General features: G+C 40.6%; 13 protein-coding genes. 4 read left to right on the forward strand and 9 right to left on the reverse strand.

Features of this window, described 5'->3' with window-relative positions:
- Positions 1-179 precede the first annotated feature (179 nt).
- Entirely contained in the window at positions 180-1250 is a 1071-nt protein-coding gene (gene glnL, locus BEGALDRAFT_RS01265) for a nitrogen regulation protein NR(II) (RefSeq protein WP_002682864.1), read from the forward strand.
- Positions 1247-2665 (forward strand): nitrogen regulation protein NR(I), encoded by a 1419-nt coding sequence (gene ntrC / locus BEGALDRAFT_RS01270; RefSeq protein ID WP_002682865.1) that lies wholly within the window; start codon positions 1247-1249, stop codon positions 2663-2665. The genes glnL and ntrC overlap by 4 nt, the downstream gene beginning before the upstream one ends.
- 205 nt (positions 2666-2870) lie before the next feature.
- Here the strand turns inward: ntrC and BEGALDRAFT_RS01275 are convergent, their stop codons facing one another.
- From BEGALDRAFT_RS01275 to BEGALDRAFT_RS01285, 3 genes are all read right to left on the reverse strand, one after another.
- Positions 2871-3440, reverse strand: a complete 570-nt coding sequence (locus tag BEGALDRAFT_RS01275; protein WP_002682867.1) for a flavoprotein — start codon at positions 3438-3440, stop codon at positions 2871-2873.
- A complete protein-coding gene (gene lpxB, locus BEGALDRAFT_RS01280) occupies positions 3424-4569 on the reverse strand; it encodes a lipid-A-disaccharide synthase (protein ID WP_002682868.1) in 1146 nt (381 codons plus the stop codon). The genes BEGALDRAFT_RS01275 and lpxB overlap by 17 nt, the downstream gene beginning before the upstream one ends.
- Before the next feature lie 195 nt (positions 4570-4764).
- A complete protein-coding gene (locus BEGALDRAFT_RS01285) occupies positions 4765-7425 on the reverse strand; it encodes an alpha/beta hydrolase (protein WP_002682870.1) in 2661 nt (886 codons plus the stop codon).
- Positions 7426-7629: 204 nt separating this feature from the next.
- Between BEGALDRAFT_RS01285 and BEGALDRAFT_RS01290 the strand changes: the two genes are divergently transcribed.
- Positions 7630-9336: a glycosyltransferase gene (locus BEGALDRAFT_RS01290; RefSeq protein ID WP_002682872.1), complete on the forward strand. Its 1707-nt coding sequence runs from the start codon at positions 7630-7632 to the stop codon at positions 9334-9336.
- The gene (locus BEGALDRAFT_RS01295; RefSeq protein ID WP_002682873.1) at positions 9333-10601 is read left to right on the forward strand and encodes a PilN domain-containing protein; all 1269 of its coding nucleotides are present in this window, start codon (positions 9333-9335) and stop codon (positions 10599-10601) included. Before BEGALDRAFT_RS01290 ends, BEGALDRAFT_RS01295 begins: the two co-directional genes overlap by 4 nt.
- A gap of 294 nt (positions 10602-10895) precedes the next feature.
- Here BEGALDRAFT_RS01295 and BEGALDRAFT_RS01300 read toward each other — a convergent pair whose 3' ends face one another.
- From BEGALDRAFT_RS01300 to htpG, 6 genes are all read right to left on the reverse strand, one after another.
- On the reverse strand, positions 10896-12818 hold the full coding sequence (locus BEGALDRAFT_RS01300; protein WP_002682875.1) for an AMP-dependent synthetase/ligase: 1923 nt from the start codon (positions 12816-12818) through the stop codon (positions 10896-10898).
- A 224-nt stretch (positions 12819-13042) separates the two neighbouring features.
- Entirely contained in the window at positions 13043-13264 is a 222-nt protein-coding gene (locus BEGALDRAFT_RS01305; RefSeq protein ID WP_002682876.1) for a DUF6812 domain-containing protein, read from the reverse strand.
- A 67-nt stretch (positions 13265-13331) separates the two neighbouring features.
- A complete protein-coding gene (gltX, locus tag BEGALDRAFT_RS01310; protein WP_002682878.1) occupies positions 13332-14732 on the reverse strand; it encodes a glutamate--tRNA ligase in 1401 nt (466 codons plus the stop codon).
- 322 nt (positions 14733-15054) lie between these two features.
- A complete protein-coding gene (locus BEGALDRAFT_RS01315; protein WP_002682882.1) occupies positions 15055-15582 on the reverse strand; it encodes a hypothetical protein in 528 nt (175 codons plus the stop codon).
- Positions 15579-16151, reverse strand: a complete 573-nt coding sequence (locus tag BEGALDRAFT_RS01320; RefSeq protein WP_002682884.1) for a ComF family protein — start codon at positions 16149-16151, stop codon at positions 15579-15581. The genes BEGALDRAFT_RS01315 and BEGALDRAFT_RS01320 overlap by 4 nt, the downstream gene beginning before the upstream one ends.
- A gap of 263 nt (positions 16152-16414) precedes the next feature.
- Positions 16415-18325 (reverse strand): molecular chaperone HtpG, encoded by a 1911-nt coding sequence (gene htpG, locus BEGALDRAFT_RS01325; RefSeq protein WP_002682886.1) that lies wholly within the window; start codon positions 18323-18325, stop codon positions 16415-16417.
- Positions 18326-18378: the final 53 nt, after the last annotated feature.

Here is an 18378-nt window from a genome sequence, read left to right on the forward strand (position 1 = left end):
CATTATTTATGGAAAATTTATTTTTCCAAATGCACTACAATAGTGCAACTATAAGATTTCTTCGCTTAAAGATACTTGGCTTCTGTTGGCTAATTATTTAATTTTTAAATAAATAATGCGAATTTTCAGAGCGGCATATTTATTGCGATATGCGCCATAATTCACTTTGGACATTGTGCATGATACAGGCAAAACTCGCGCAGACTATTTTTGAAAATCTTACCATTGCTGTTTTATGGTTTGACCAACAGTTCCGTTTGCAAGCAATCAATCCCGCAGCAGAAACTCTGCTCGAAATCAGTGCAAAACAAGCAAAAGGGCAATTGATTTCTGAATTATTTCCCGATATGAGCCTATCAGGGCGGTCTTTGCTGGAAGTGTTACAGAATCATCACACGGTTATCGAGCATGGGATACGACTACATCTCCCGCTTGCACGTCTCATCACCGTTGATTGCAGCATTACGCCCTTACAAGATGAACATGCAAAGACTTATTTTCTCATGGAATTAACCGCGATAGACCAACATTTGCGCATTGCCCGTGAAGAAAATTTATTACTACAACAACAAGCCGCTAGAAATATCGTGCGCGGGCTTGCCCACGAAATTAAAAACCCACTTGGGGGACTACGCGGTGCAGCGCAGCTCTTAGAACGCGAGCTCCCAGACCCACGATTAAAGGAATATACCACGATTATCATTGGCGAAGCGGACAGACTACAGAATTTAGTCAACCGTATGTTAGTGCCAAATACCGTCACGCACAAAAAATGGGCAAATATTCACCAAATCCTTTTACGGGTAAGTCAATTAATTGCCTCTGAAGCGGGAGAAGGCATCATTATCGAGCACGATTTTGACCCCAGCATTCCCGAAATCTGGGCAGATTCTGACCAATTAATTCAAGCAGTTTTAAATATCATGCGTAATGCTGTTCAAGCGATGAATGGCATCGGACAAATTACCCTACGCACGCGCATCAGCCGTCAAATGAATATCGGTAATAAACGCCATAAGTTAGTTGTTCGCCTTGAAATTATTGATAATGGGCCAGGTGTTCCAGAAGACATGATTGATCATATCTTTTACCCACTGGTAACAGGACACGCACAAGGGACAGGCTTAGGACTTTCAATTGCACAATCGCTGGTAAATCAACATGGTGGACTGATTGAATGCACCAGCAAACTGGGTGAAACGGTGTTTACCTTATGGTTGCCAATGGAATATGGAGAGAATGGGGTATGAAAAAAATCGTAGATGTTTGGGTGATTGATGATGATAAATCTATCCGTTGGGTGCTAGAAAAAGCCCTCACACAAGGCGGGTTTCAAGTCACATGCTATGACAGTGCAAACGGCATATTGGCAAAACTCAACCAGCAACAGCAACAACCACAAGTCATCATGACCGATATTCGAATGCCTGGTATGGATGGCTTTACCCTGCTTGAAAAGTTGCACGATTTATATCCACATATTCCTGTCATTATCATGACGGCTTATTCAGATTTAGAAAGTGCGGTTGCGGCTTATCAAGGCGGTGCGTTTGAATACCTGCCCAAACCTTTTGATGTTGACGATGCCGTCGAATTAGTTCGACGTGCCATGCAAAAAAGTGAAGAAAGCAATACCACCATAGAAGCAGACCCCAATGTCAAAGCCAGCGAAATCATCGGTTCAGCCCCTGCTATGCAAGAAGTTTTTCGCGCCATTGGTCGTCTTTCTCGCTCAAATATCACCGTATTAATTACAGGCGAATCAGGCACAGGTAAAGAACTGGTTGCCCGTGCTTTACACCGTCACAGCCCGCGTGCGGATAAACCCTTTATAGCCCTGAATACTGCCGCCATTCCCCGCGAATTACTCGAATCAGAATTGTTTGGACATGAACGCGGTGCTTTTACGGGAGCACTCACCCAACGGCGCGGACGCTTTGAACAAGCCGATATGGGCACACTTTTTTTAGACGAAATCGGCGATATGCCCGCAGAATTACAAACCCGTTTACTGCGTGTATTAGCTGATGGCACTTTTTTCCGCGTTGGTGGACACACCGCATTAAAAGTCGATGTTCGCATCATTGCTGCAACCCATCAAAATTTAGAACAACGGGTACAAGAATCCTCATTTCGAGAAGACTTATACCACCGTTTAAACGTCATTCGAATCCATTTACCGCCTTTACGCAAACGCCGTGAAGACATTCCCGCCCTGATGCGTCATTTTCTACTCTCAGCTGCCCGTGAATTGAGCGTTGAAGTCAAAAGCCTACACCCCACCACAGAACGCTATCTCACCCAATTAGATTGGAATGGAAATGTGCGCCAACTTGAAAACGCTTGCCGTTGGCTCACAGTGATGGCATCAGGGCAAGAAATTCTCCTCGATGATTTACCGCCCGAACTCCGTTTGCCTGTCGTCCCTGCCTCCGAACATCTTGGTTGGGAAGAAGGATTAAGCCAATGGGTAGAACAACGCCTTGCATTGGGTGAAGAAAGTTTATTAGATGATGCACTCCCCCGTTTTGAACGGGTCATGATTAATATGGCATTAAAACAAACAGGGGGGAAACGCCAAGAAGCAGCCAAATTACTCGGCTGGGGACGCAATACTTTAACGCGGAAAATTAAAGAATTAGGCATGGGAGATGACACAGAATAAAGTACAGTAAACATACGCTTACGAGAACACCGCTGTAAATCGTATTATCCACGTGCATAGGCTGGGAATAAAAGCGTAAAGTTTGATTGTCTGAATCAGGATTTTCAGGATTAGCAGAATTAACAGGATTAAAACCCTAGAACAAAAAAACAATGTGAATGAATCTTTTAAATTCTGCTTAATCCTGATTAAGCTGACAAAAGCCTTAATATTCCGCTTGCCACGTCGCTATCCGTTGCTTAATCACCTGTTCTAAATCGGGCAAATTTTTTACAACCGTTGTCCGCTCAAACTCACATAAACGCTCTGTATTCTCTAAATCAATTTTACGCGGATACACTTTAACAATGCGGTCAGGCGCGGGCGTTTCCATCACAGGCTCAGTATCACAAGCAAAAACAATAGAAGGAATCAAACATTTACCCGCTTGCGCAAAAATATTCGTTACTAAGGTGTCAGAAATACCAACGACACATTTAGCCACCGTGTTAGAAGTCGCGGGGGCAATCACTAAAGTGTGATAATCGCCACGATAAAACAGCCCCACAGGCGGCGCGCTCGCTGCCGTATCACGGAAAACTCGCACGCCCTGCTGTTCTTGCCACGCTTGAATATGATGTTCTAACTCATAAATGCGGAACACTTCATAAGCGGCTTTACTGAAGAAAAAATCGACATCTTGTAATTGATTCGCAAGGGTCAAGCATTCGGTTAAATAATGCCCTGAGCCTGTAAATGCCCAAGCGACTCGTGGTTTTTCAGGTTTGATTGACATGGCTTAATAAATCAATAATCGCGTGCGCAGCCTGTTCACTGGCGTTGCATCGCAGTTGTTGGTGGATTTGTAAATAACGTTTTTGTAGCGCATAAACCTGCTCAGGATGTTTAAGCCAGTCCTGTATCGCATGAGCCAGATTAGCAGGTGTTACCGCATACTGTAAGAATTCAGGGACTAACGCCTCATCCGCCAATAAATTCGCCATCGCAAAATAAGGCACTTTGACCAAAGGCTTAAATAAATAATAAGTGAGCCATGCGACTTTATACGCAACGACCATCGGACGCTTACTTAATAAAGCCTCTAACGTCGCTGTGCCTGACGCGGTTAGCACAACATCAGCGGCAGCCATCGCAAGGCGAGCTTGTCCGTCCAAAAGCGTGACGGGTAAGGCGGGAGAAAATTGCGCAAGTTGTTGTTCAACCAAGGGACGCAAATGCGCGTTTGCAACAGGGATAATAAACTGTAAATGCGGATTTTGTTGCAATAATAATTGTGCTGTTTCACAAAAAATAGAGCCAAGTTTTTGCACTTCGCCGTAACGACTGCCAAATAATAATGCGATATAAGCTGAGGCTTTAGGGAGTTTTAATTGCTCGCGGGCGTGTGCTTGGTCAACGGTCAACGGCATTTCATCAGCTAAAGGATGCCCAACAAAACGCACATTGACGGGATAGTTTTTATAAAAATCAACTTCAAAGGGGAAAATGGATAAAACGAGGTCGCAGGAACGAATGACTTTTTTAACCCGATAGCGTCGCCACGCCCACACGGTGGGGCTAACATAGTGAACGGTTGGAATATTTGCTTGTTTTAGTTCGTATTCTAAGCGTAAATTAAAATCGGGTGCATCGATACCGATAAACACATCAGGCGGGTTTTGTCGCCATCTATCGCGCAATTGGTTGTAACAATGCTTAATACTTCGATACTGTTTTAAGACTTCGACTAAATCCATGACGGATAGGGTTTCGAGCGGGAAAAGTCCTTGCAAGCCTTCGGCTAACATTTGCGCCCCGCCAATGCCTTCAAATTGTGCATTGGGATAATGAGCGCGTAAGGCTTTGATTAAGCTCGCGCCTAAGATGTCCCCTGACATTTCCCCCGCAACGATGGCAATTCGCATAGTTTTCCCCTACCCGCATATAGTGAGGGCGTGAATGTAGCATTTTTGCGAGGCGTGGGACAATGATATTGATAAATACTTAGATATGGTAGTGATAGACAAGAAAGGATATGTCTATGTTCAAAAAACTACAAACTGAGCCTAAAGATAGGCGTATCCTTTTTGTTTAGCACTACTCTTAAATTAAACTTAGCGTTATTTCGCTTTATTGGATGTTTTCCGATTTGAAACTACTATATAGGATTCAAAACTGTACATATTATTTTGAGGACTATCATTGAGAGTAAAAATAGTAATTGGTATTTTACCCATATCTTCATTAGATGGAGTATATTCAACAATATACGGAGACTCTCCCATTATAGGAATTAGGGTGCTACCAATTCGGAATATAGCTCCTTTTTGGGGTATCCCTCCTTGAATATCAAAGCGAAGTGTTATTTTCTCATCAGGTTTGACAACAGTTCCTTCTATTGGTTCAAATGTACCCGTAACAAGACTTGTTGGCTGAGTAGTGTATGTTGATGTTGTAACAACAGCATACGCTGGTGTAATAAGTGAAATAGACTTCAAAAAATCAAAAATTAATTCGGGAAAGTAAAATGCGTTTACATTATTTTGTGAAACAGTACAACGTTCTTTATCTAACTCAAAGTTTTTATTGCTATAGTTTTCTAAGTTAGCCTTAGGTAATCCTTGAGCAAATACCTGAGAAGTAGTTGGTGTATTTAAGAGTTTCTTAACTTGCATCCAAACTTCTGTAGATTTAGTTTCTTGTGTATGAGTGACAAGATTTTGTAATATAGTTATATTATCTCCAGTAAGTCCACCTTGTTGGCTTGAAACAGGCACAGTCGAATCGTGTGCTTCGCCACGAAACAATTCATTTATAGTATCAACAGGAGCAGTAGAGTTATAAGGATTATCTTTTCTATTATCACCAATGGCTGTTATATTAAATGCCTGAATTAAATATTCATTCACAAATCGCAATTGACTAACTGCATCAAAAATAAAATCAATCTCATTGAGCTTTTCTGAATCTGTAGTTTCAATGGGAATAGGAATAAGAATAAAAACAGGAGTAGGAACAAGAACAGGAACAGAATAATAAAAAATAGGAACAAAAATAAAATGTATAGGTAAAGGAGTAATTCCTGCAATAGTGTGAGCATAAACATCGCTGGCTCCTAAATGTTGCAAGGCTGTACTTCCTGTTTGCAGATCATAAACTGCTGGGCCAATAGGATGCCCCAACCCTTTAAAAAAGGCTTCTAATGTCATATCTTCACAAAGACCAAATGTCATTACTTTAGGCTCTTTTTTTGTAGGAACTTTACCAAAACAAACTTGTTTAGTATGACATTTATTATGAACTAATAAGTCAGCTACTCGAGTACCACTATGAGGTGTTCCAACAGTAATTAGTCTAGCAAAATCCCCCTTCATATAATTATCTAAACGTTGATATTCATACTGATTTTTTTTATATTTAATCAATGAACGAGCAACAAGCCCTCCCATACTATGGGCAACTATATTGACTTGGCTAGTAGCGATTCCTGCATCTCTCTGTTTTTTTAGCTCTTGCTCAATCCCTTTTTTTAGTTCTGGCGGCCCAACAGGATTATTTTCAGGATCAAATGTTTCGGCACCTGGATATTCACCGGGAACTATGCTTGGACTATACCCAACAGATATTGCTGGATAGCCACTTTTGCTTAACTCCGATGCCAAACCATCCCATGCATGGCTATTACTCCATAAACCATGTAGCAGTATTACTGGCTGTTTATAAAGGGTTATACTTGTTTCAGTTGTAGTTTGTTGGTCTTGAATTACTTTATATTGAAATGTAGCCTTGGACTGATCTTGAGGAAAAGTATTAGGAGCTTCATAAATTGCAAAAACACATTTCCCACCATCACCCGTATCTTCAGGCTCTATCTTCAAAGTTTTGCAACTACTAGTTGTCAAATCTCGCGTTTTTAACACTCCTAATTTACAATCAGAATCATTATTTTTAATACTAAATTCAACTGGTTTGTCTGTTCTCAATCGTAAAAGCAACTTAGAAATACCATCAGTTACAATGCCAGTACGTTCAACAATCATTGAGGTATTAAGTTCTCGTGGTGATTTTGGAACAACTATATTATCTTTGTTTTTAGTCAATAAAGAAGTTCCTTTACACTCTGATTTATCTTCACATGCTAAATCTATTATTTCCAATGTTTGTGGTGCTAGAGTCACCTCTTTTGTTGCAGTTGAAGAGGTTTGCCCGTCTACAACCAGACTAATTTTATATGTTCCTGGTTTTTTGAATGATACTTCAGTGTTTTTTCCTTGTACTTTTTGACCATCAGATATAATCCACTCAAATCTGCTTCCATTTGTTTGAGCATCAAGTGCCACTGTTAAGCTTTTACAAGGTATTATTCTATATTTAAAATATATCATTTTTTGAGGAACAATTCCCAAATAACATGCAGGACTTGAAGTTTGTACAACCCCCATACGTTGCATAGCATCTGAGTCTTTAGCCACTTGAAAGACATCAATACCTATGCCCTTATAGTCCTCATCACTTCGCATTGCATACCAACCATATTTTTCACAACTTGATAAAAATTGTTTAAGGTGTTCTGCTCTATTTTCTACTGCCTCATTGGAAGCACACATTATATTCCAATGGCACAATGCATCATTCTCATTTAAAAAATTGCAACGATCTTTTTTACACCACTCAACTCCCTTTATATAACTATTTTGAGAGTCAGCAAAAACATAATTACTAATACAACAAAAAAATATAATTAGTAGGTCGTAACGACGAAAATACAAAGTTAATTCCATCTTTAATACTCCTAGCTTTACTAAAAATAATTAAACGTTAATTTAGATTCTAAGTTATATAGTGTATAACTTTGTTAAGTTAAATTTTAAGCAGTTCTATATATAGAACACTTAAATTATTAGAAATATTTTATATGCATTTAATTGAAAAAACGATAATGTTCTATAAAATCCTAATCCTATTTTCTAAAAATATATCTTATCGTGCCATTTTCCCGACTTCTTTCTTTATTTCGTCCTAAACAACCTGAACCCGCGCCTGTTGTGCCCTTAGTCGATAAACCGACCGCGATTGATTTAAAACGTTGGGCAAGCAGTGAATGGATTGAATATCAAGCATGGCTATTTCACTACAGTTTTTTAAGTTTAGAAGAGTGGCAACAACAGCGTGATGAATCCTGTACGTGGGAAAATCCGCTTAAAATTAGCCTTGTAACCCCTGTTTATAATACCCCACCTGACTTTCTCCGCGAATGTATTTATTCTGTGCAAACACAGAGTTATCCGTATTGGGAATTGTGTTTAGTCGATGATGGCAGTTCAAGTGCAGACAGTTTACATTGTTTACAAGCCTTAACAGAACACGATACGCGGATTAAAGTCCATTACGCCCCACAAAATTTAGGCATTTGTCCCGCGACGAATCAAGCGATTGCGATGGCTACGGGCGATTATGTCGCGTTTTTAGACCATGATGACCGCCTCGCACCCGACGCGCTTTATTGGGTGGCAAAAACCCTGCGAGAGATGCCAGAAACCGATATTGTTTACACCGACCGCGATATGATTTCGCCGACTGGGTTTCGCTTTATGCATCTGTTTAAGCCTCAGTGGTCGCCAGAAACGTTATTGTCAGGAAATTATTTATTTCATTTAATGGTTTATCGTCGTACTTTATTAAATGAATTAGGCGGGGTACGTCCTGAATTTGAAGGCTCGCAAGATTATGATTTGATTTTACGAGCGCGGGATAAAGGCGTTAAAGTACAGCATATTGCGCGGGTTTTATATCATTGGCGACAACATCAACATTCTGTTGCGTTAGCACATAATGCGAAAGAGTATGCTTATCAAGCGGGTATTCGTGCGTTACAAGAATCTTTAGCACGTCAACAAGTTGTAAATGCACAAGTAACGGAAAATAAAGCCTTATGGCGTGGGAATTATCAAATTACATTCGCGCCCGTCCCTGCCGAGCATTATCAGATTTTAACGTTACCTGTCGATGTAGATTATGTAAACTGTCTGAATCAAGCAGTAGAAAACGCGCCGACGGAAGTGGCTTATTTTGTGATTCTTGCCGACGATTTACAGCCTTTAGACGACACAGCGATTCAAGCCTTATTGGGTTGGTTGCAACTGTCTGCCGTTGGCATGGTAACGGGAAAAGTATTAAATGGTGAAAAGCAGATTTTGCACGCGGGTTGGGTACAGCGTCCGAATGGTTTACCGCTTGCTTTGTATCAGCATCATCCTGAAACTGCACCGAATTATATGGCAATGACGGCTATCGCGCATAATGTCAGCATTCCGCATCCATTTTGCTGTGCGATAAAGCGTGAAACAGTCCGCGCATTAACAGGCTTAACGATGGATTATCACAGTCCTTATGCCTTGTTTGATTTTGCATTGCGGGCATTGCAAGCGGGTTGGCGCACGGTTTATACGCCTTTTGCCCGCTTTCAGTCAGTAGAATACTGGCAAGAACCTTGCGATTGGTCAGCAACAGACCGTCAACAATTTTGTGAACAGTGGGCAACGTGGTTGCAACAAGGCGACCCATATTACAATCCTTTTTTAACCACTGATTTAGTGGACATGGGTTTAACGATGTATTGGCAACTGGCTCAACCTGCGGGCTGGGCAGTGGAAATGCTTGCCCCTAAGACTTTAGTACCTGAACACACATGAAATTAACCATACCTCCTTTATTGAAACGTAGCGCGACAGCACAAAAAGCCGATATTTGCTTGATTGTACGCGGTAATGCTTTATTCCATGCAGAAAAACAAGATTTAATTGCGCAAGATGATGAGTCTTTACTAAAACTCACCGCGACTGAAATTGCTGAAGCGGCTCGCCGTTTATTGCCGAATACTGACCAACAAGCCCGTATTGCGTTGGCGTTACCGAATGATGAATTTGTGGCGACCAGTTTAAATTTACCCACTATCGCGCCCGCTAATTTAAAAAATGCGGTGCATTTGCAATTGCCAACTTTATTACCCGGTGTTGCAGACCCGTTGTTACTTGCGGTGCAACCACAAAATCATACAGGCGCAACCGTCGCGCTTTGGCTTTCAGCACGGCGAGCGGATGAATTATTTACCGAGTTTGAAAAACAAGGCTTATTCCTCGCAACTATTTTTCCTCGTATTCTTATCATGTTACCTAGTCCAGCAGATAAGGCGGGTTATTTAATTGATGAAGATGATAATACCGTCACTGCCATTGAATGGTCAGGCAGTGCCATTCGTCGCTGGTTACATGTGTTAAAAGCGGATTGTGCAGATGAGGAATTTAATAAGCAGTTTCAGACGAATTTAGCTGCGTTTAATCAGGATAATGCGTTGTATAAAGGGAATACGGAAGCATGGGACAGCTTGCCGATGCCTATTTCAGCCGTTTATGGGTATGGTTTTTTACCGACAGGTACTCAAAAACATACCCAACAATTGCAACAACGGAAAAAACGCCGACAATTAGCCGTTATGGCGGGGGTTATCGTCGGGCTTGGTATCTTAAGTTTGGGTTATGCTATCCATCGTGAATTACGTTTAGAACGCAAACTTGCAGAGGTAAAAAGTCGTACTGTTGACGTGACACAATTACGCAATGAAGTGGTTGAAATAGAAGATTATCTCGCGTCTGTGAAAAACTTTCCACAGCAACATATTACTGATTTAATGAATAAATTAAATGAGTTAATTCCAAAAAATAGTTGGATAACGGGGTTAAAAATAGAAACAGGGGTTGCGGAATTAGAAGGCTATAGCCCTAATCCGCCTGCTTTGTTGGAAATTTTAACGAATAATCCTGCTTTTACTGAGGTTGCTTTTATTCGTCCAACTCAGAAAGAAGCCGATAAAATGGAAGAGCGTTTTGGAATTCGTTTTAAACTAGTCGGCGTTGATTTTCCGACTTATTTGGCAGAGCATTTCAAGGTTGAACAATAATCAACCTGAGTTCTGTGAGAATTTACCCATTAAACAGGGCGTTCAGGCGTAAAATCGCTTTAGCTATTTTAATCAGGATTCACCAGACAAGATTACAACATTGTCTGAATCAGAATTTTCAGAATTAACAGAATTAGCGGAATTTAAAACCCTTAAACCAAAAAGTAAGATGAATCATGCTTTTTAATTCTGAAAATTCTGTGAATTCTGATTCAGACAAAAAAGACTTGCTAGGTTTTGAAAGCCTAGCAAGTCTCTGTTTTATTTTATAAAACCTGCCGAACTCAGATTAATTTATTCATCGGCATACATTTGTTGAATCACGGCTTGATATTTTGCTGTAATCACGTGGCGTTTTAATTTAAATAAATTGGTTAATTCATCACCGACTTCAAAGGGTTTATCCAATACATACACATCTTGAATGACTTCAAAGGGTTTAAAGCCTTGTTTCGTAGAAATTAAGGTTTTCACCGCTTGTACTAAATGCTCACGGACAGCAGGTTGTTGACTTAATTCCGCTACGTTTTCCGCCGTAATGCCTAATTTCTTAAATCCTTCTAAAGCAGGCACTAACAAGACCCCAATTGTTTTTTTATCTTGCCCCACTAACATGCATTGTTCAATCAAATCTGATTGACATAAACGGGTTTCTATCGGCACAGGTTCTACATTTTCTCCACCTAACAATACAATTGTATCTTTTGAACGTCCTGTGATTTTCAAACTATTGTTAAAGGTAAAAATCCCTAAATCCCCCGTATTGAGCCATCCATCTTCTTTAAACGCTTTGGCAGTTGCTTCATCATTTTTATAATATGAATGCATGACTTGCTCACCTTTTACGTGGATTTCGCCTTGCAAGCCACGCCCTTCGCCTTTTTTGGCAGGATTGGGGTATAACACTTCGTTGGTATTAATATCGACAATGCGAATGGTTGTAATGGGGAATAAAACCCCGACAGTGCCAATAACCCGTTGTCCAAAGGTGCGCACTGATAGCACCATGCCTTCTGTTAAGCCATAGCCTTCTAAAATCGGAATGCCGATAAAATTGAAAAACTCATCGATATGACGCGGTAACGCGCCACCGCCTGACACTGTTCCGCGAAAACATCCCCCCGTCACGGCGCGTAATTTACTGAGCACAATGGTATCTAATAGTTTGTATGGTAGGAAAAAGATAGCTAATCGTCCTAGATTTAAAACGGTTAGCCCTGCCGATTCGGCGGCACTTCTACCCGTGATGTCTAGTTGATTGCCTTTTAAAAAATCTTGTGCCAGATGAAATTGACGAGCGCAGGCATAAGCTAGATTAAACAAGGTTTTCCGTATAGGGCTGGCATTTTTTAGTGTGGCTAAAATACGTTGGTAAATGCTTTCCCATAAACGGGGGGCAGATGCCATTAATGTTGGGCGAACGGTTTTTAAATCTTCTGCTAATTGGCGAACATTGGTGTAATACGTTGGCGCACCGTAATAAACGGCAACCATTTCAATCACTCGCTCAAAAATATGCCAAACGGGCAGAATGGATAAAAAACGGTCTTCTGGCACAACTTGAATCGGCAAGTCTTGCACGCTGGCAATCTGTGCAATCATATTAGAATGAGGCAACATCACGCCTTTCGGTGTGCCCGTTGTTCCAGAGGTATAGATTAAAGTAAATAAATCACTGGGCAAAATCCCCGCAACACGCTCCTCTACTTGTCTATCCCCTTGTGCACGGCGTTGTTTGCCTAATTCCATCAGGGTATATAAGGATTGTACACGCGGGTCTGAACCTTCTGTATAGCCCTGATTATCCATTAAAATAATGATTTTGATTAATGGTAACTCAACGGCTTGCACTTTTTTCAGCAGGGCGACATCCTCCACAAATACGACGCTGACTTCTGCATGTTGCAGAATGTAAGCAATATCCGCTTGTGAAACATCGCTCCCACGCGGTACATCCGCCGCCCCGCACAATTGCACAGCACAATCCGCATAAATCCATTCGATACGATTATCCGCTAATAAACCCACATGGCTACGTGCTTCTACCCCCACGCTAATTAAGCCTGTTGCGAGATTTAATCCTGATTCGTATAAATCTTGAAAACTGACGGGTGTCCATTCCTTATTTTTTTTATACACAAATGCGGGGCGGTTTCCATAAGTTTGCGCAGTGATGCGATATAAATCAGCAAGATGAGAAGCATTTAAACGTGGCATGATATTTTTTTTAAGTAATGAATGGAGAATATGCTTAAGCGTAATGAAGATTTGCGCAGATGTGTATAGGGAAAACAGCGGGGTTGATTGCTAAAGCGTTATTTTTACAAAATTAAGATAGTCTTTGACGCGCATAAGAGGGTTCTCAAAAAAGCGGGATTTATTAACTTTTAACATAAAGCCAACTCATTCCGCTTTTATTAAAACAACCCAACAGAATAAAACTAATTGATTTTTAACTCTTCCAACTCAATCGCCTGCACAATATGACGCTTATTAATGATGTGCGCTTTATCCTCATAATCCATTAAGACGATAAAGTCTTTTGCGTTATTCAACACATCAGATAATCGAGAATTACGCTCGATTAACAAAGTCCCTTTTAATAAATTCCCATCAGGGATTTGAATAATGACATGAATTGTTCTACGTGTTAATGTATCCATAATCTCCATTCTCTACAATGCGATACATTCATATCGCATGTTAATACGGTTACTGTGCTACACGCTTTTATACAACAATCAAGCCAATCGCTTGCTGTAAGCGTTTTAATGTTCTTTCTTGTCCAATTAATGCCAGCGTAATGTCTATCGATGGGGAAACCGTGCCCCCCGTCACAGCGACCCGCAACGGTTGCGCTACCTTACCCATTTTTAAGCCTAACTGCTCACTAACTGCATGAATCACCGCATGAATAGGCTCTGCCTGCCATGTTGTCAATGTCGCAAACTGCTCACATAATGTGCTTAACGTCGTTTTTGTATCCGCTGTTAAATGTTTTTGAACGGCAGTCGTATCATAATCAACAAGTTCTACATAAAACATCCGACTACTTTCCGCCATTTCCCGCAACGTTTTTGCCCGCTCGGCTAAAGCCGTAACAACACGCGGTAACGCAACACCATTATTCGCATCAATACCTAATAATTGAAATTGATAAGCCAAATGTTCAGCAATTCTTTCAGGATTCCCCGTTTTAATATAATGCTGGTTTAACCATAACAACTTATCTGTGTTAAACGCAGATGGCGCGCTATTAACATTCTCGATTTTAAACAATTGCAGCATGTCCTCAATTGAGAATATTTCCTGATCCCCATTTGCCCAACCTAACCGAATGAGATAATTCAATAAAGCCTCAGGTAAAAAACCATCCTCTTTATAATTCATCACACTAACCGCGCCATGACGTTTCGACAAACGTTGCCCGTCATTACCTAAAATCATCGGCACATGCGCATATTTCGGAATTTGCGCCCCTAATGCCTGTAAAATATTAATTTGTCTTGGTGTATTATTCACATGGTCATCACCACGAATCACATGAGTGATACCCATATCCCAATCATCCACCACCACACAGAAGTTATAAGTTGGCGTACCATCAGCGCGAGCAATGATTAAATCATCTAACTCCTCATTGCTGACACTAATTTGTCCCTTAATCATATCGTCAAAAACCACATTGCCCGATAACGGATTTTTAAAACGGACAACGGGTTGCACATCGGCGGGCGGTGTTTCCTGACGGTCGCGCCAATAACCGTTATAACGCGGTTTTTCCTTACGCGCCATTTGCTCGGCACGCATTTGCTCGACTTCCTCTTTTGAACAATAACAATAATAGGCTTTACCCTCGTCTAACAACTGCTGAATTACCTGTTTATAACGGTCAAAACGCTGGGTTTGGCGGGGGACATCGCCATCATGATTTAAACCACACCACGCCATCCCCTCTAAAATCACCTGTACGGCTTCCTCCGTTGAGCGTTCGCGGTCAGTATCTTCAATGCGCAGAATGAACTCACCTTGATGCTGACGTGCATAAAGCCAAGAATACAAAGCGGTACGAACACCGCCAACGTGTAAATAACCTGTCGGACTAGGGGCAAAACGGGTGCGAACTGTCATAATTGAGCTTCTTTTTTTAAGGAATATTTTTAGAGTGAAAAAGTCGGTATTTATTATAAGGTGAAAATAAGAGATACAAATGAGGTTTTTATAGTCTATTTGGATTAACAAGGGCTTATTGTAGAGAATAAGCACAGAATAAGGTGAAATTTAAAAGCAGAGGGGAATGACTCAAACAATTGTGTTAATCGTTGGTGTACAACAGCATGAAAAAAAGGAATTAAAAAATTTAAATGCGACTATTTCAGAAATTTGCAATTTATGCAAAATTGCGTGAAATCCATCAAGCAAGGAAAAACACAACAATACTTTTTGGGGAAAGTTAGGCGGTTGGTTGAAAAAGTGAAAGTGGCGTTTGTATGGAAATAATTTCTTCTTTTTGTTTTTCCTGCTCAATAATTGTTTGTATCTCGCTAACTGTTCGCAAAGTATGAAAAAGTTGTTTAGGTGCAAAATAAAGTAACACTTTTTTCTGTTGTGTTAATAATGTAACGATATTGTTAAAAGCACCTTGGCTTTTTCCATCCCAAATAACAAAACCATAATCGGCTATGTCTGCCATTGCTTTATCTTTCTGTGTATAAAAAGCGCGTCCCGATAATTTAGGGTCAACGATAACGTGCTCAACTTCCCAATTGCCGATATTATTTCGACAAACATGCCCCGCACAAAATACTTTTACAGACGTATAGTGTTGACTGTATAAGTAATGTTGCACTGCCTTATCTGCACCATTTGCATCGCCCACAACAATATTAAATTGCAACATAATTAAATTTTGTAATCGTGCAGAAACTGGTGAAGTTAAACGACTCAGGTTTCTTGAGCCTGAAATAAAGACCGTGCTCATGTTTTACTCCGCGTCTTAGTCATGGTTAAAACAAAAACGTTTTTTACTTTAGCTTGTTTATAAAGAATATCTGTTGCAATCCGCAAAGTCGAACCAGAACGATATAAATCATCTAGCAATAAAACATTTTTATCTGAAAGCATAACATCTTGATGTAAAAATAAACTTTTATACAAAAGTGTTTCTCTTTCAATAGGGTTTTCTATATTTTTTAATTCTTGTTCGATGGGATGCTTATTTAAAACAGGTTGAAGAGGAACATTGATTTTTTTGCTTAACGCTTTTGCGATTTCATAAACAGGTTGAATTTCTCTCTGCTTACTGGGGGGGATAGGAATAATAGCATCTAATGTGTTTAATCCTTTATAAATATTAAGTAGTTCAATGATTTTATCAATAACAGCTAAATTGTTCTGATATTTAAGTTGGTAAATCAACTCTCCCATTTCGGTACGAGTCGTATCCCATTGTTCATGTCCACGCTCATCACATCCCATATAAATACTACTTAATGTATGCACATCATAAGCAAAACCTTTTTTCCAATTTCCTTTTAATTCAATGCTCATTATCAACACCAAACTTAAATTAAACGTTATTTATAAAAATGAATTAATATTAACTTGAGTTTTGCAAGTTTCTTTTAAAAAAGACAACAGCTTGTCTGAATCAGGATTCACAGAATTAGCAGGATTAAAAAGCGTGATTCACCTGACTTTTGGGTTTGAGGATTTTAAATTCTGCTAATTCTGAAAACTCTGTGAATTCTGATTTAGACAAAAAAAGGACGGCAGAGCCGTCCTCTAAAACTTACTGATTGGGATTTCTAAAATTACGCACTTTTGCTAAGTTGTATCAGCATTTGATTTAAGCGACTAATAAAACTGGCAGGGTCTTCTAACTGTCCACCTTCGCTGAGTAAGGCTTGATCAAATAAAATCAGTGCCCAATCACTAAAGCGATTTTCGTCTTGTTCTTGTTCCATCGCTAAAATTAGCGGATGGCTAGGGTTAATTTCAATAATGGGCTGGCTGTTGTTGATGCTTTGCCCTGCTGCTTTGAGTAAGCGTTCTAAGCTCGCATCCATACCGTTTTCATCTGCCACTAAGCAAGCGGGCGAAGTGGTTAAACGGTAGGTTGTGCGCACTTCTTTAACTTTGTTACCCAATACTTTTTGAATCCGTTCTAATAAGGGTTTCTTTTCGGTATTGGCTTTTTCAACTTGTTCCTTTTCGGCTTGGTCTTCTAAAGAGCCTAAATCTAATGAGCCTTTTGTCACTGATTGTAGTTGTTTACCTTCAAACTCAGTGAGGTGCATCACTAGCCATTCATCTATCGGCTCTGACAGTAAAACAACTTCAATGCCTTTTTTGCGGAAAATTTCCAAGTGGGGGCTATTTTTCGCGGCGGCAAAAGTTTCGGCAGTGATGTAGTAAATCTTTTCTTGCCCTTCTTTCATTCGTCCAATGTAATCATCTAGGGAGATTGCAGGGACGTTGTTGTCGTCGTGAGTGGTTGAGAAGCGGAGAAGTTTGGCGACTTTTTCGCGGTTGCTGTGGTCGTCGACAATGCCTTCTTTTAATACTTTGCCGAATTCACGCCAGAAGGTAGCATATTTTTCGGGTTCGTTTTTCGCTAATCCTTCTAACGCACTGAGAATTTTTTTCACCGTGCCTGAGCGGATGGATTCAATTTGTTTGTTTTGTTGCAGAATTTCGCGGGAGACGTTGAGCGGTAAATCGCTGCTGTCCACAACCCCACGGACGAAACGCAGATAAGGTGGAAGCAGTTGTTCACTGTCATCCATGATGAAGATACGGCGAACGTAGAGCTTCATGCCTTTACGGGTGTTTCTATCCCACAGGTCAAACGGCGCACGACTGGGAACGAAGGCGAGTAAATTGTATTCCAGTGTGCCTTCTACTTTGTTATGGATGGTTAATAAGGGCGGTTCGAAATCGTGGGCAACGTGTTTGTAGAATTCGTTGTATTCTTCTTCAGTAACTTCGGATTTATTACGTACCCAAAGCGCGGTCGCGCTGTTGATGATTTCTTCTTTAATGACTTTTTGATTTTCGTCGTTTTCGTCCACGCTAACGCTGGGCATGACGATGGGTAACGTAATGTGGTCGGAGTATTTTTTGATAATACTTTTTATGCGATATTCTTGTAAAAATTCGTCTTCGTCAGCGCGTAAATGTAGGATGATTTCCGTACCGCGTTGAGCTTTATCAACAGTTTCGATGGTATATTCGCCATCGCCTGCGGATTCCCAACGAACGCCGTGTTCGGCGGTAAGCCCTGCGCGACGGGTTGTCAGGGTAACTTTATCCGCGATGATAAAGGAGGAGTAGAAACCAACGCCAAATTGTCCAATCAGTTGGGCATCTTTGGCTTGGTCGCCTGTTAAGGATTTGAAGAATTGACGTGTCCCTGATTTGGCAATCGTTCCAATGTTTTCAATCACTTCTTCACGTGACATGCCGATACCATTATCGCGGATGGTTATGGTTTTCGCGTCTTGATTGAGTTCTACCCAGATTTTTAGTTGACTGTCGCCTTCATACAGTCCGTCATCAGAGAGGGCTTCGAAGCGGAGTTTATCGGCTGCGTCGGAAGCGTTAGAAATCAGTTCGCGTAAAAAGATTTCTTTGTTGCTGTATAAGGCGTGAATCATTAGGTCTAGCAGTTGTTTAACTTCTGCTTGGAATCCAAGTGTTTCTTTATGGTTATCGACCACCATTGCATTATTCTCCTTGTTGTTTTGAAGTGGTGTCGATGTAGGGGTGTCGTTGT

It is taken from the genome of Beggiatoa alba B18LD (genome assembly GCF_000245015.1).
GTDB lineage: Bacteria > Pseudomonadota > Gammaproteobacteria > Beggiatoales > Beggiatoaceae > Beggiatoa > Beggiatoa alba.